At 67.4% G+C, this 13,719-nt stretch carries 17 protein-coding genes; 6 read left to right on the top strand and 11 right to left on the bottom strand.

All coding sequences use genetic code 11. The features are described 5' to 3' along the window. Nucleotides 1-17: 17 nt before the first annotated feature. The 5 genes from V8683_RS07530 to V8683_RS07550 form a co-directional block, all read right to left on the bottom strand. A complete protein-coding gene (locus V8683_RS07530) occupies nucleotides 18-938 on the bottom strand; it encodes a ferritin-like domain-containing protein (protein ID WP_411192145.1) in 921 nt (306 codons plus the stop codon). A 65-nt stretch (nucleotides 939-1,003) separates the two neighbouring features. Then, on the bottom strand, nucleotides 1,004-1,219 hold the full coding sequence (locus V8683_RS07535) for a transcriptional regulator (RefSeq protein ID WP_411192146.1): 216 nt from the start codon (nucleotides 1,217-1,219) through the stop codon (nucleotides 1,004-1,006). Between the two features lie 263 nt (nucleotides 1,220-1,482). Further along, nucleotides 1,483-2,175, bottom strand: coding sequence for an NADPH-dependent FMN reductase (locus V8683_RS07540; RefSeq protein WP_411192540.1), 693 nt, complete (start codon nucleotides 2,173-2,175; stop codon nucleotides 1,483-1,485). Between the two features lie 348 nt (nucleotides 2,176-2,523). Continuing rightward, complete coding sequence (locus V8683_RS07545; RefSeq protein ID WP_411192147.1) at nucleotides 2,524-2,910, bottom strand: hypothetical protein; 387 nt, start codon at nucleotides 2,908-2,910, stop codon at nucleotides 2,524-2,526. A 249-nt stretch (nucleotides 2,911-3,159) separates the two neighbouring features. Further along, nucleotides 3,160-4,416: a cyanate transporter gene (locus V8683_RS07550; protein WP_411192148.1), complete on the bottom strand. Its 1,257-nt coding sequence runs from the start codon at nucleotides 4,414-4,416 to the stop codon at nucleotides 3,160-3,162. A 170-nt stretch (nucleotides 4,417-4,586) separates the two neighbouring features. Between V8683_RS07550 and V8683_RS07555 the strand changes: the two genes are divergently transcribed. From V8683_RS07555 to V8683_RS07570, 4 genes are all read left to right on the top strand, one after another. Further along, nucleotides 4,587-5,312, top strand: a complete 726-nt coding sequence (locus V8683_RS07555; RefSeq protein ID WP_411192149.1) for a GntR family transcriptional regulator — start codon at nucleotides 4,587-4,589, stop codon at nucleotides 5,310-5,312. Nucleotides 5,313-5,447: 135 nt separating this feature from the next. Further along, nucleotides 5,448-5,642: a DUF1653 domain-containing protein gene (locus V8683_RS07560; protein ID WP_027795091.1), complete on the top strand. Its 195-nt coding sequence runs from the start codon at nucleotides 5,448-5,450 to the stop codon at nucleotides 5,640-5,642. Between the two features lie 33 nt (nucleotides 5,643-5,675). Beyond that, a complete protein-coding gene (locus tag V8683_RS07565; protein ID WP_411192150.1) occupies nucleotides 5,676-5,867 on the top strand; it encodes a YqaE/Pmp3 family membrane protein in 192 nt (63 codons plus the stop codon). Nucleotides 5,868-5,977: 110 nt separating this feature from the next. Next, nucleotides 5,978-6,337, top strand: a complete 360-nt coding sequence (locus V8683_RS07570) for a hypothetical protein (protein WP_411192151.1) — start codon at nucleotides 5,978-5,980, stop codon at nucleotides 6,335-6,337. Between the two features lie 91 nt (nucleotides 6,338-6,428). On the opposite strand, the gene V8683_RS07575 is transcribed toward V8683_RS07570, so the two are convergent. The 4 genes from V8683_RS07575 to V8683_RS07590 all read right to left on the bottom strand — a co-directional run bounded on the left by V8683_RS07575 (nucleotide 6,429) and on the right by V8683_RS07590 (nucleotide 10,425). Then, nucleotides 6,429-6,692 (bottom strand): DUF4148 domain-containing protein, encoded by a 264-nt coding sequence (locus tag V8683_RS07575; RefSeq protein WP_411192152.1) that lies wholly within the window; start codon nucleotides 6,690-6,692, stop codon nucleotides 6,429-6,431. A 305-nt stretch (nucleotides 6,693-6,997) separates the two neighbouring features. Further along, nucleotides 6,998-7,297, bottom strand: a complete 300-nt coding sequence (locus V8683_RS07580; protein ID WP_411192153.1) for a 2Fe-2S iron-sulfur cluster-binding protein — start codon at nucleotides 7,295-7,297, stop codon at nucleotides 6,998-7,000. Further along, nucleotides 7,294-8,424 (bottom strand): VIT1/CCC1 transporter family protein, encoded by a 1,131-nt coding sequence (locus V8683_RS07585; RefSeq protein WP_411192154.1) that lies wholly within the window; start codon nucleotides 8,422-8,424, stop codon nucleotides 7,294-7,296. Before V8683_RS07585 ends, V8683_RS07580 begins: the two co-directional genes overlap by 4 nt. Nucleotides 8,425-8,490: 66 nt before the next feature. Next, on the bottom strand, nucleotides 8,491-10,425 hold the full coding sequence (locus tag V8683_RS07590; RefSeq protein ID WP_411192155.1) for a sigma-54-dependent Fis family transcriptional regulator: 1,935 nt from the start codon (nucleotides 10,423-10,425) through the stop codon (nucleotides 8,491-8,493). Between the two features lie 245 nt (nucleotides 10,426-10,670). On the opposite strand from V8683_RS07590, the gene V8683_RS07595 reads away from it, so the two are divergent. Together V8683_RS07595 and V8683_RS07600 are read left to right on the top strand one after the other, a co-directional pair. Beyond that, nucleotides 10,671-10,883 carry a DUF2964 family protein gene (locus V8683_RS07595; protein ID WP_411192156.1) on the top strand — a complete coding sequence of 71 codons (213 nt, stop codon included), beginning with the start codon at nucleotides 10,671-10,673 and terminating at the stop codon, nucleotides 10,881-10,883. A gap of 293 nt (nucleotides 10,884-11,176) precedes the next feature. Continuing rightward, nucleotides 11,177-11,470, top strand: coding sequence for a DUF1488 family protein (locus V8683_RS07600; RefSeq protein WP_027795095.1), 294 nt, complete (start codon nucleotides 11,177-11,179; stop codon nucleotides 11,468-11,470). Nucleotide 11,471: 1 nt separating this feature from the next. On the opposite strand, the gene V8683_RS07605 is transcribed toward V8683_RS07600, so the two are convergent. Both V8683_RS07605 and V8683_RS07610 read right to left on the bottom strand, forming a co-directional pair. Continuing rightward, nucleotides 11,472-12,002: a cytochrome b gene (locus V8683_RS07605; RefSeq protein WP_411192157.1), complete on the bottom strand. Its 531-nt coding sequence runs from the start codon at nucleotides 12,000-12,002 to the stop codon at nucleotides 11,472-11,474. 131 nt (nucleotides 12,003-12,133) lie between these two features. After that, the gene (locus V8683_RS07610) at nucleotides 12,134-13,435 is read right to left on the bottom strand and encodes an NCS2 family permease (RefSeq protein ID WP_411192158.1); all 1,302 of its coding nucleotides are present in this window, start codon (nucleotides 13,433-13,435) and stop codon (nucleotides 12,134-12,136) included. Between the last annotated feature and the right edge of the window lie 284 nt (nucleotides 13,436-13,719).

The raw sequence follows: 13,719 nt of genomic DNA on the forward strand, positions 1-13,719 counted from the left end.
GGCGGCGGGGCCAGCGCTCAGCGCTTCATGAAGCGCAGCGCGAATCGCGCGAGCGCGGGCACGAACATCGGGCGCAGCAGGCGCGAATCGTAGCCGCTCATCCGTTCGTCGTTTTCTTTCAGGCACAGCTCCAGCATCTCGCGCGGCCCGAGCGCGGCGCCAATCGTCTCGCGGTTCGCGGGCAGGAAGTTCGAGTCGTGCGCGACACCGTCCGCGTCGATGCCGCGTGCGATCGCAAGCCGCTCCCAGACGAGCAGGAACGAGATCACCGCTACGCGCACAGCATGCCATGGCCGGCGCCACCACGGCATGTTCTTGCGGTACCAGGCAACCCAGTTTGCGAAGAACAGGATGTGACGGGCTTCTTCCTGGATCACGGGCTCGAAGGTTTCCACCAGTTCGGCCGGGAAGTAGCCCGAGCGCTCTGCCGCGCGGAACAGGCCGAACGCGAAGAAGCTGTCGATGCACTCGCTATAGCCCGTGAACATCCACGCCCATTCGGGCTTCGGCGGGGCGGGGTAGGCGGGTTCGGGCGCGAGGGCGATGCCGTAGGCCCGCACCAGGTGCGAGAGCACGACCTTGTGGCGCGCTTCCTCGTCGGCGTCCATCTGCAGCGCTTCGCGCAACAATGGCTCGCGCACGGTATCGGCATAGGTCTTCACGCGGATCGACGCGCGGCCCTCGGTCTGCACGGCCATGTCCCAGATGGGGAGCGAGGTGAGGCGCTGGAGCGCGTCGGGCGCGAGTCTCGGCCAGTCGAGCACGGCGGGGCGATACGGATCGTGCGTATCGAGCAGCATTTTGCAGAACATCTTGCGATGCTCTTCCGATCCGATCCTGACGGGCCCTGGCGCGTCATAGGTCCAGCGTCGCAGCGCGGCGTCCTGGTCGGCGGCGAAGGAGCCGTCTTCGTCCTGATGCGTCAGGGTTTCGGACATGGAGCGTGATCGGTGGCGGTGATGTGGCTCCTATTCTGTCACAACGGTAAGGAAACCTGGCGCGATCACGCGCAGCGGCGTTGTTCGTCGATCCACATGCGCGCCCAGCGGAATGCGTAGGCGAGTGCGTGCTCTTCGTCGAAGAAGTAGTCGAGCGCGTCGAACGAGTGCGTCTGGCCCGGCTGCGTGCCGATGGTCAGGTTGGCGGCGAAGAGGCCGTTCGGCTGTTGCTGAGCCGCCGTGGCGACTTCGTAGCCCTTGTAGCGGATGAGTGCGTTCATGGCGTTGTGCGTTGTGATCTCTGCGGGTCTGGCCTGGTCTGGCGATGGCGCGCAACGCAGGAGGCGCAGGCACGGGGCTAGCGTAGGCGCCGGCACGTGCGGACGGAACCAATCTTTCGTCGCAAGCAAATCACCAGTGGCCTGGAACGGTCAGCAGGAGAATCGGGATGAGGCGAGTTGCGAGTCCGGCTTCAATGTGGACCCGCCATGCGGAGGCTGTCTGTGGGATGGCGCACGAGCAGGACCGCCCGGCGTCTGGCGACTCAGACCGCGAGGCTGAGCCGTTTTTCGTTGCGCGCTTCGTTTGCCGCGCCGCTTGTTGCCGCGCTTGTTGCACTGTTTGCCGCCGCGCCCGTCGCGACGCGATGCGCATTGAAGGCCAGCGCGAATTGCGCGGCCTGCAGGCCGACTGTCGAGAGCTGCTCGACGATCTTGGGATCCGAGCAATGCTGCGCGCTCTCGAAGCGCGTTTCGAGCGTGTTGATCCCCGCGCCGAACGGCGTTGGCCAGCCGCGCAGCGCATGCACGATCGAGCGCAGCGAGGTCAGCACCGAGCCCGCGGCTTGCCAGCCGTAGGCGGTCACGATGCAGCCCACGGCGCGGCCGTCGAGGTAGGGGCGCGCGTCGGCGCGCAGTTCTTCGAGCGTGTCGAGCGCATTCTTCACGAGACCCGATACGCCGCCGTGGTAGCCGGGTGTCGCGATGATGACGGCGTCGGCCGCGCGGACTGCTTCGATCAGTTCGAGCTGCTCGTCGGTGCGCGTCTCGTTTTCGGGCGCATAGTGCGGCAGGCTGTGCAGGAAGGCGCCGCCGAAGAGGCGGGTGCGTGCGCCGGCATGCTCGGCGCCGCGCAAGGCGAAGCCGAGCGCGCGCTCAGTCGATGAAGCGGCGCGCGTCGTGCCGCCGATGCCGACGACGAGCGGACGGCGCGGGGTATCGGAAAGGCTCAAGGACATCTCCCTGGATGGCATGAACGGGCTCTGGATGCGAGGCACGCGGGCCGGCGCGCCTCTAGCCCGGATAACAAAGGCCGATGCGCCATCTTAGTCAGCGCGCCGGGCGCCACGAACCGACTTTTTGTTCTAACGATATATCCGGACGGGTATGCGCTGCCCCATGAGCTGCTTTGCAGCGGGGCTCGCCATATGGATATGCGAAAACATTGGTTGGGCCGTGCGAGGGTGAGTGGCTAAGATCAAACCGTCTCCTCCATGACATCTCCTTGACATGGGATTCGGCCCCGCACCGCATGGTGACCGGGGCCGTTTTTTTCGCGAGACGATTTTGGCGCGGCCGCGCCCGGATTACTGCGCGCCGGGCTTGAGCGCCGTGGGATGGGAAGACTGGGCGGGTACCCGGTAGCTCACCTGGAGCACGTTGCCGTCGGGGCCGATCTGCGGCGGGATTTCCGGCATCCGGTTTTCGTGCGGTGCCGTGTTGCCGGGCGTGACCGGAACGACGGGCGCGCTCGCGCGCACGGCCGGTTCGGCGACCTTGCGCGTGGTGAGGCTATCGGCCGAGGCAAGCTTGTGTTTCGTGCCGTGGTGCGAATGAGCGGTCTTGCCTGGCGTACCGGGGTGCGCCCCGGGCGCGCGCGCTTCTGGCGGATTCCAGATTTCGATGTAGTGCTCCCCCGCGAGCGCGGAGGATGCGAGGACGCACAGCAAGGTCCCCGTCATGATGAATCGCACGTCGTCTTCTCCGTGTTGATGACCTGTCCGGAACGGCGCGGCGGGCAAGTTGCACGCGTGGCCGCAGCCCGATGGCAGGCTGCACGCACTGTACATCCGTACAGCCGCTAATGCAAACGTTTGGAGGGGGCGGGCGAGGTGGTGTTGCGCGGAGGTATCGCGGGCGCGGTGTGAGGGGATGCTGTGGGCCGGGACGGTTCTCGTCACTGTCCCGCAGACGGAATCCCGTGCGATGCTTGACCGGGTTGGTCAGGCGTTCTGGCCCTCGATGGCGGGGCCGTGCAGGCCGAGCCAGCGCCCATAGCTGCGCGGCGAAAAGGCGAGCGTGAGCACGATCATTGCCGCGATGGAAACGGCGAGCATCAGCCACGCGGCGGTGAAGCTGCCGGTCAGATCACGGACGCGGCCTGCCACGATCGGCGCGAGGGCGGCGATCACGAAGCCCACACCCTGCACGAACGCGACGAGCCGCGCGGCGACGCGGTGATCGGCGCTATGGTCGAGCGCGGTGACGAGCGTGACCGAGAACGTGCCGCCGAGCCCCGCACCCGCCGCGGCGACCCACAGGAGGGGCGCCGCCTCGGGCCGCGTGGCGAGCCCGACCACGCCGACGAACTGGGCGCAGAGCCCGGCGATGAGCCACGGCCGCCGGTCGGTGAAGGTGGCTGCCGCAACCGGCAGCAGCAGGGCGCTGATGGCCTGGAAGACGGTCATGGCGGCGAGCAGCGAACCGCTCGCGGCGACGCTGGCTCCATGCTGCTGGTAGTACGCGGGCAGCCACGCGACGAGACTCGTGTAGCCGCCGTTGACGAGGCCGAAATGCAGGCCGAGGCTCCACGCGCGGCGCTTGCGCCAGAGCGGGACGTGGGGCGTTGCGGGCGCACCGGTGGAGGTGCTTGACGCCGCGGTCTCGCTGCGCGAACGGCGATTGAGCGCCCCCCAGATTGCTAGCGCGGCGAGCGCGGGGAGGGCCCATACGGCGAGCGCCGCGTGCCAGGAGGCCCACAGGCGCGCCACCCAGGGGCTGAGGCTCGCGCCGAGGCCGCCGCCGCCCATGATCGACGCCGAAAACAGTCCCATCGCGAGCGGCACGCGCTGCGCGAAGCGCTGTTTCATGACGGCGGGCAAGAGCGCCTGGATGACGGCGACGCCGGCTCCGGCAACGGCGGCGGAGAGCATGAGCGTGGCGCCGCCCGACGTGACGGCGCGCGCGCCGCAGGCCAGCGCGATGGCGGCAAGCCCGAGTGCGACGCCGCGCGCTTCGCCGATGCGCCGCGCGAGCCAGCCGGTGCCGAACGCGCCGAGCCCCATCGCGACGACCGGCAGGCTGGTGAGCAGCGATGCGCCGGAGAAGCTGAGCCCGGTTGCGCCGCGGATGGTCGTCATGAGCGGGCTGAGCGAGGTGAGCAGCGGGCGCAGATTGAGGCCGATCGCGACGATGGTCGCGTACCAGGCGAAGGGGGTCGCCGCGCTGGCGGTGGATGCGGAGGCGGAACGAGACGTCACGTGGTCAACCTTTGTAAAGCATTTTGGTTAACCATAATAGCAAAATATGGTTAACCTGTTTGCTATGCCCGGCATAGGCGGAATGATCGATGAGGGGCCATGGCGCAGGTTTCGCGGCTGCGCGTGCGTCGCTACAATGCGAGCCTGAACCCGCTACCGCGTATTGCTTCATGGTCACCCGATCCCGTCCAGCCGCCCCCTCACCCGTTCCCGAAACCGACGAGCCCGCCGACGTCGAGGCGCTCGTCTACACGTCGATCTCGTCGGCCTTGTTGCAGGGCAGGCTGGCGCCGGGGCAGCAATTGGTCGAGCGCGAACTCGCCGCCGCCCTCGGGTGCACGCGCGGCGCGCTGCGCAAGGTGCTTGCGCGGCTCGGCCACGAAGGCAAGCTCGTGCTGGAGCCCAATCGCGGGGCATTCGTGCCGTCGCCTTCGGAGGAAGACGTGCACGCCGTTTATCGCGCGCGGCAGGTGGTGGAGGCCGGTGTTGTCGTGAGCCTGTGCGGGGCGCTGGATGCGACGGCGCGGCGGCGCCTCGCCGCGCACGTGCGCAGCGAGAGAAAGGCCTATAAGGAAGCGCGCGTGGACGAGGCCGTGCGGCTGGCCGGCCAGTTTCACCTGCTGTTGACCGAGCTTGCGGGCGGCGCGGCGCTCGTCGGCGTACTCGCGCCGCTCGTTGCGAAGACCGAGCTGTACAAGGCGTTGTTCGATCCGTCGAAAGCGTCGCTGTGCGCGCCCGAGGAACACGAGCAGATCATCGCCGCGCTGGAGGACGGCGAGCCGGGCACGGCGCTCGATGCCATGCGCCGGCATCTTGCCGAGCTGGAAGCGCGGGTGCTTGAGCAGGTGCGCCTGCGCGCCGGCCGCGACCTGAAGGCCGTGTTCGCGCCTCGTTGACCGCTGTCGATCCATCGGCTAGTGCGCCGCGCCATGTCCGGCTCGCGCCTTCGGGCCGTTCTGCCCACCCGGCGATCGTTGCTAAACTAGCGCGATTGCGCGAGGACCGCTTGCGCCATCCAGGAGGGGAACGCCATGGTGCGATATCGGCATTACAAGGGCGGCATATACGAACTGGTTTGCGAGGCGACGCTCGAAGCCGATCCGTCGGTCACGATGATCGTGTATCGCGCGGCGAACGGCACGATCTGGACACGGCCCGCTTCGGTCTTCTTCGAACTCGTCGAGCATGAAGGCTCGCTCGTACCTCGTTTTGCACCCGTCAACTGATCCCCGAACCTCATCGGCAAGGAATAACCAGATATGCGTCTCCTGATTGCGCTCATCGTGCCCTGGCTGCTGTTCTTTACGATCGGCCGTCCGGTCGCGGGCATTGTCTGCCTGATCCTGCAGATCACGCTGATCGGCTGGATTCCCGCCGCCATCTGGGCCGTCTATGCGCTGAGCCAGTTTCGCACCGACCAGAAGATCGACGCTGCGCTCGGCAAGCGTTGATAACCGCCATCCCGATGAAAGCAGCCGTTACACGCCTAACGACAATTCACAATTCAGCGAGAACTTAATACCGCGCCTCTTTTCTTACAGAAAAGAAAGGAGGGCGTGCGATGTTCAGGTTTATTCTCGCGGCGGGCGCGGCTGCGCTGCTGGGCGGATGTGCGGTGGCGCCGGGTTATGGTTATGGCTACGGTTACGGCCAGCCCTATGCTTCCGGCTACTACGACTCTGCGCCGGCTTATGTGCCGGGTTATGCGCCGGCCTACGGCGGCGTCAATATCGGCATCTGGAATGGCGGTGGTGGCTACGACCGCCATGGCGACGGCTGGCATGGCCGGGGCGAGGGCTATGGTGGCCCGCGGTGGTCGGGCGGACATGATGGTGACCACGGCGGTGGCGGGCACGGTGGTGGTGGCGGGCACGGCGGCGGGGGGCACGGAGGGGGCGGACACGGCGGCGGTTCACATTGAACGCCGCCCAAAAGCAATCAGGCCCGCCTCTCTTGCGAGAAAAGCGGGCCCGATGCGTCTGACCGCGTGCAGGCGCACGCGTCAGGCGGAATTACTGGCCGGACTGCGACGTGCCGTTCGTCGACGGACCGTAAGCCGTTGCGGCGTTTTGCGCATTGACCTTGGCTTCGGCAGCCTGGATGTTTTCCGGGTAGTGCATCCAGTCGTTCGGATCGTAGCCGGCGGCGCGCAACTGCGTGAGCTGGGCCTTCACTTCGGCGCGGGTAACCGGTTGTTGCTGCTGTTCCTGGGCAAACGAGGCTACCGGGACTGCGAGAACGGCGGCCACCAGGGCTGCCTTGAGAAGCGACTTCATGACGTACCTCCAATATCTTGTCTGGGGGGCGTGCGCTTAAGCGTCGCGCCCATGACGGCAATGTAGGCGTTTGCATGGTTAGGGTAAATACCTAAAAAACGAATTCACTATTCTCCTGGGAACAACAATCGTGCGCCCTATTGTTCATACGAAACAGTAATCGATGCGCCTCGTGCCGGCCACGGCGAGCACTGGCGGGGTTTGCCGGAGAGCGGGCGATTGTTGCCGATTTCGCGCAGAGTGGGCGACTGGCCGGCAGGCGGGGTTGACGATAAAAGGGCTGGAAGAAGATCGAGGTTTGCCGGTCACGCTACAGAGGCGTCGGGTGCGTCGAGCACCAGGTCGGTTAGTGCGACCGCCACACACGTCAGCACATAGCCCTCGGCCTTCTCTTCCCGGCTTAGCCCCGGCCATTCGATCGTGAAGCGCACTTCGCCGCTAGTCACGCGGCACAGGCAGGTGCGGCAAGTGCCATTGCGGCACATGCGCGGTAAACGAATGCCGGCGAAGCCCGCCGCCTCCAGCAGCGTGAGTTCCGGCGGCGCTTCGAACGTCACGCCGAGCGGTTCGACGAGCACGTGCGGCACCCGAGGATCGGCACTCACGAGATCGATACTCCCAGGAGGTGCCCCGCGCCCGCGGTGAATGCCGCGGCGACGAGCCCGATCGCGATCTGCCGGAACGCCGAAAACGCTGCGCTGCGGCCATTGAAGAGCGACGTGAAGACGCCTACGGCCGCGAGGCCAAGGGCGCTCAGCAGCACGGACTGCACGATGGCGGCCTCGCCGTGCGCCCAGAGGAATGCCGCCGTGGGAAAGGCGGCGCCGAGCGCAAAGAGGCAGAACGACACTGCCGCCGCCGACCACGGATTGCCGCCGAGTTCCTTCGGGTCGATGCCGAGTTCTTCGCGCGCAAGCGTATCGAGCGCCTGGTCGCGGTCGCGCATGATCTGGGCAGCGACGCGCCGCGCTTCGTCGGCCTCGATGCCCTTGGCCTGATAGATCAGCGCGAGTTCGTGGCGTTCGGCATCCGGGGTGTGTTCCAGTTCGTCGGCTTCCTTCGCGAGCTGGGTGCGCGCGAGCTCGCGTGCGTTCGTGACCGAAAGCCATTCGCCGAGCGCCATCGAGCAGGCGCCCGCCACGAGTCCCGCAAGGCCCGTGAGCAGGATCGCGCGGTTGGCGCTGCCCGCGCCGGCCACGCCCATGATCAGGCAGAAGTTCGAGACGAGGCCGTCGTTGGCGCCCAGCACGGCCGCGCGCAGATCGTTGCCCGAGGCCGCGCCCTTGTGCCACGACTCCGCGGCGGCGATCTGCTCGCCTCGGGATTGGCCGCGCCCGGCTTTGGCCGCCACGATCGCCTCGACGATCGCCGCGTGCTGCTGCTCCTGGGCGGAGAGCTTTTCGGCGCCGGGTTCGTGCGCGTAGCGGTCGCGGTCCGCGTTTTCCGTGGCGGCGACGGTAGGCAGCACGAGCGACGAGCCGAAGAAGCGTGTGAGTGCCTGCAGAAGCCTTGTTTTCGCGCTGCGCCGGTGCGGCCGCAGGCGAACCCCGTTTGCCGCGAGCTTTTCGCGCCAGACGTTCGCGTGCTCGCGCTCGGAGGCGGCGAGTTCCGCGAAGACCTGGCTGCGCCCGGCATCGCGCTCGGCGTGGGCGAGCGTGTCGTAGACGGCGGCGCTGTCGAGTTCGTCGGCGAGATGGCGACGGTAGCGTTTGAGTTCCTGGGCAGTGGCCATGAGGCGCGGACGTGGCGGCGGTCCGCCAAGCTTAACCTGGCCCGCACCCGGCGGGCTCGCGTGGGATCAGCGTTGCCGCCGCAGATGCCGGTAGACCGTGTTGCGCGCGAGCCCCAGTTCGCGCGCGGCTGCGGAGACGTTGCCGCGATGCCGCGCGAGCGCCTCTTCGACGAGCGCAGCCTGACAGTCTTCGAGCCGCGAGGGACGCGGCGCATCCGGCGTGCCGGACACGTGCGCAGTGACTTCGGCGGGGGACGCCGCGCAGTCGGATAGCAGGTCTTCGGGCAGATGGTCGAGATCGATGGCGGCTTCGCCTTCGGCCAGGATCGCCGCGGTGCGCAGCACGTTGGCAAGCTGGCGCAGGTTGCCCGGCCAGCGGCAGCGTCCGAACAGGGCGTGCACGGCAGGCGTGAGCCGCGCCGGCGCGTCGCGCACTTCGCGCCGCACCGTTTCGAGCATGCGTTCGACGAGCGTGTCGAGATCGCTGCGTTCGGCGAGCGGCGGCAGCGTCACGGCGAGCCCGTTGATGCGGTAGTAGAGGTCCTCGCGGAAGGTGCCTTCGGCGATCATCGCGCGCAGATCGCGGTGCGTCGCGCAGACGACGCGCAGGTCCACCGGCACCGCGCGGGTCCCGCCGAGCGGCACGACCGCGCGCTCCTGGAGCACGCGCATGAGCCGCACCTGCTGGGCGAGCGGCATGTCGCCGATTTCGTCGAGAAAGAGCGTGCCGCCGTCCGCCTGCACGATCTTGCCGGGATTGCCGCGCCGCTTTGCGCCTGTGAAAGCGCCGTCTTCGTAGCCGAAGAGTTCGGCTTCGATCAGCGAGTCGGGCAGGGCCGCGCAGTTGAGCGCGACGAAGGGGGCGTCGCGGCGCGGCGAATCACGATGCAGCGCCCGCGCGAGCCATTCCTTGCCCGTGCCGGTGCGGCCGAGCACGAGCACGGGGATATCGCGGCCGCGCACGCGCGCTACGCGCTGCAGGACGGCGTGCATGCGCGCGTCGCCCGTGTCGAGGTCGGCGAGCGTGGGTTGCGGCGGTCCATTCGGCGCCGCTTTCGCCGCGGCTTTTTCCACGGTTTCGGGATGCTGCGGTGCGATCTCGGCGCGCGGCGCCCATGTTCCGAAGGCCGCGCCGGGCACGCCGCGCGCGAGTACGCGCACCCCGCCCGGCAGCGTGAGCGTGACGAGATCGCCATTGGCGCGCATCAACTGCTGCATGAAAGCCGGGAAGGCAATGCCGAACAGCGCCGCGAAGTCGCGCCGCTGCAGATCGGCAAGCGGTGCGCCGAACTGGAACAGTGCGCTGCGGTTCGCACAGAGGAGCGTCCCGGCGGGAGAGAAGGCCGCCAATCCTTCGTAGAGCGTACCAATGAACTCGGCCCGGGCGTGGAACTGCAGCTTCACGGCATCGGCGAAATCCGTGTTGAAAAGCTGGTTCTCGATCATCTGCGCCGACATGCGCACGAGCGCCAGCGTGTGCTTGTTGAAGCCGCGCGGATCGCCGCTCACGTCGAGGGCGCCGATCGTGCGTCCGTAGGGATCGGCGATGGGTGCGCAAGAGCAGGTGAGGATGTGGTTCGCGTGCAGGAAATGCTCGTCGGCGTGGATGGTGGTCGGCTGGCCGTCGACGAGCGCCGTGCCGATCGCGTTCGTGCCGCGATCCTGCTCCGACCACGATACGCCCGGCCGCAACGCCACGCGCCGCGCCTTCGCGACGAAGTCGATATCGCCGAGACTGTGCAGGATCACGCCGTTGCGGTTGGTCAGCAGCACCATGCTCTGCGTATCGACGATCTGCGCGTGCAGCGCATCCATGACGGGGCGCGCGTGATGATAGAGCGTGTGGTTGGCCTCGACGAGATCGCGCAGCGCCGCCGCGCGCAGCGGCTCGAAATCGGGCGCTTCGGCGGCGCGCAGCCCGAGGGCGCGCGAGCGCGCATGAGCTTGCGCGATGGCGTCCGTGCGGGCCGCATCGTGCGGCGTGACGGGGCGTCGGGTCACTCGTGTCTCCGGTTGTTCTGGGCGGTGCGCGAAGCGCGCCGCTGCGTTGCAGCACGGCGCGCTTCGCCAGACTCGCGTCGCTCCATGGTACAGGATTGTCGTGACGGTGTTGGCGCGCGCATTTTCGTCTTGCCTTTGCCGAAGCGGGTGCCAGGATGAAAGCGTGGGGGCAGTGCATCGGTTGGTTCTGCGCCTGCGGGCGGCGGCCGCCAGGCCGCCGCCGGCTCCGTCTTGCGGAGTGCATCATGGTGCAAAGCGAATTCAGGATCCTCGTGGCAACGCTCGCCACTTTCGTCTCGCTCTTCGGCGTGGCGCTCACGATTCACGGACTCTTTTTCGACCGGAACGACCTCGTGCTGTACGGCGCGGCGACGATTGGAGCCGGCGTCTTCGCGTTCGTGATGATGTTGACGCTGCATCCGAAGGATATCGAAGCAGGGCGGCACCGCGAAACGTGAGGGCGGCGCGCCAGGGCAGGAAGCCGCCGCACCGGCGGGCAGGCATTTGCGCGCTTGAAGCTGACCCGATGCTGACCCGAAGCCGACCTGAGGGCAGCCTGGCGCGTATTTTCCCCGATGCGACAACGCCGGCCTTGCGGCTTGCCGGAAGTCGTCTAAAGTGAATCCCATCAACCGTCGCAAACGAATCAGGCCGGGCAGTGCACGCGGCGGTTGACGCGTTGTTCCGCGCGCGCGCCAGGGAGGGGCACAGGCAGCGCGGCCCGTTCACCCTCAACCCCGAAGGCCAGACCATGCAGATCCTGTTTCCAGATGAAGTCCCCGAGTATTCGGGGCCCGAATTGACCCTGGCGTTTCCGGCGATGATCGATGGAGAGAGGGTGGAGTGCACCATCACGGCCGCGGCGCTGGAGGATCACTTTGGCGCGGCTTCGACGCGTGCCGAAGACATGCTCGACGCATTCGACCATCATCGCGACCGGATCGAAGCAGTCGCGCGCCGGCTGCTTTCCGAGACGCGGGCGCAATGCCTCGTGTTGCGCAGCGGTTATGTCCGCTTCGTGCAGGCGCACGCCGTGGTGTCCTGAGTCAGACCATACGCCGCAGCGTGTTGTCGCGCAGCACGACATGGTGGCCGATGGCCGCGAGCGCGTGCACGCCGATCACCCAATAGAACGCATTGCCGATCAATACGTGCGCGCCATGGATAAACTTGCGCGCGACCGGATCGGCGCCCACCAGCGTGATGTCCAGATCGAGGCCCGCGAGCGTGACCGGATGTCCGCCCGTGTTGATCATCAGGATGCCGAGCAGCGGCTGCACGAAGATGAACAGATAGAGTGCGAGGTGCACGAGCCGCGAGAGGAACGCGAGCAGGCGATTCGCGTCGATGTCGGCGGGGGCGCCGTGCCACAGGCGCCACAGCAGCCGCAGGATCGCGAGCGAAAGCACGAGCGTTCCGGCCCAGAAATGCACGTTGCTCCAGAACACGCGGCTGTCCGTCCCCTTGGGACCGCGCACTTCGATCGCGAGATAGGCGAGCGCGACGAGCAGGAAGATGGCCCAGTGGAAGAAGATGGCGGGCTTCGAGTAGCGGTCGGCGGCGGGGTAGGTGGCCAAAGGGGGCTCCAGTAAGCGGGGAACGTCGGATATGGCTGCCTATGATAAGGAGGTCGCGGCTGGCACGGCAGTTTGACGGCCGGACAGCTTGACGTGGCGCCGTATCTTCGGAGAAGCCCGCCCTTGGGCGCTTATTCGCTGCCGAGATAGAAGAAGCGGAACAGGAACACGGCCGCGATGATCCACACGATCGCCTTGACCTGGCGCGCGCGTCCCGTCAGCAGCTTCAGGCCCGCGTACGAGATGAAGCCGAACGCCACGCCGTTGGCGATCGAGTACGTGAACGGCATGGTCAGCGCGGTGAGCGCGGCCGGCACGGCTTCGGTGGCGTCGTCCCAGTCGAGCCCGGCGATCTCGCGCATCATCAGGCACGAGACGTAGAGCAGCGCGGGCGCGGTCGCGTAGCCGGGCACCACGCCCGCGAGCGGCGCGACGAACAGGCATGCGAGGAACAGAACGGCCACGGTCAGCGCGGTGAAGCCGGTGCGCCCGCCCGCCTGCACGCCCGAGGCGCTTTCGATGTAGGCCGTCGTCGACGAGGTGCCGAGGATCGAGCCCGCGAGAATCGCGGTGCTGTCCGCGAGCAGCGCGCGGTTCAGGCGGTGCATCTTGCCGTGCACGAGGAGGCCGGCGCGGTTGGCCACGCCCATCAGCGTGCCGGTGGCGTCGAACAGTTCGACGAGGAAGAACACGAGGACCACGTTCAGCACGCCGGTCGAGAGCGCGGCTTTGATGTCGAGGTGCGCGAAGGTCGGCGCGATCGACGGCGGCGCCGAGAAGATGCCGTGGAACTGGTTGCCGCCGAAGAAGAACGAGAGGACGGTGACGCCCACGATGCCGATCAGGATGGCGCCGCGCACCTTCAGCACGTCGAGCGTGACGATCGCGAAGAAGCCGATGATCGCGAGGATCGTGTGCGGGTCGCCCAGGTTGCCGAGCGTGACGAGCGTGGCCGGGTTGCCGACGATCACGCCTGCCGTCTTGAGCGAAATGATCGCGAGAAAGAGCCCGATGCCGGCCGTGATCGCCACGCGGATCGAATGCGGGATGCCGTTGATGATCGCCTCGCGCACGCGCAGCAGCGTGACGATGAAGAACAGGCACCCGGAGATGAACACGGCGCCCAGCGCCGCTTCCCACGTGAAGCCCATGCCCTTGACCACCGCGTAGGCGAAGTAGGCGTTCAGGCCCATGCCGGGCGCGAGCGCGATCGGGTAGTTCGCGTAGAGGCCCATGATGATCGAGGCGAGCGCCGAAACGAGGCAGGTCGCGACGAACACCGCATCCTTCGGCATGCCGGCGTCGCCGAGGATGGCCGGGTTCACGAAGATGATGTAGGCCATCGTGAGGAAGGTGGTGAAGCCGGCGAGCAGTTCGGTGCGCAGGTCGGTGCCTGCTTCTTCGAAACCGAAATAGCGTTTGATGGCGTCCATGAGGATCGGGCCTTTGAGTTGTCGAGCGGATTGCGTTGTTGTGGAGAGCGGCGCCGGCCGGGGTATCGCGACTGCCGGAAGCACGCGGCTACGGGCGGGATTGTAATCAAGCTTCCCGGCAAAGTGCCGAAATGCCGCAGCCGGCGTGGAGTGGGTGCAACAGGGGGGCGGTGGGATCGGGCGGCGGACCGCACCGTTTGTGCGGATGCACAAGAAGGGGACGCCGGCCCGGAAGGCAGACCGGTGCATCCGTAAGGATTCATGCTTTCGGGCGCGCCGGCGCG

The organism is Paraburkholderia sp. AV2 (assembly GCF_054968425.1).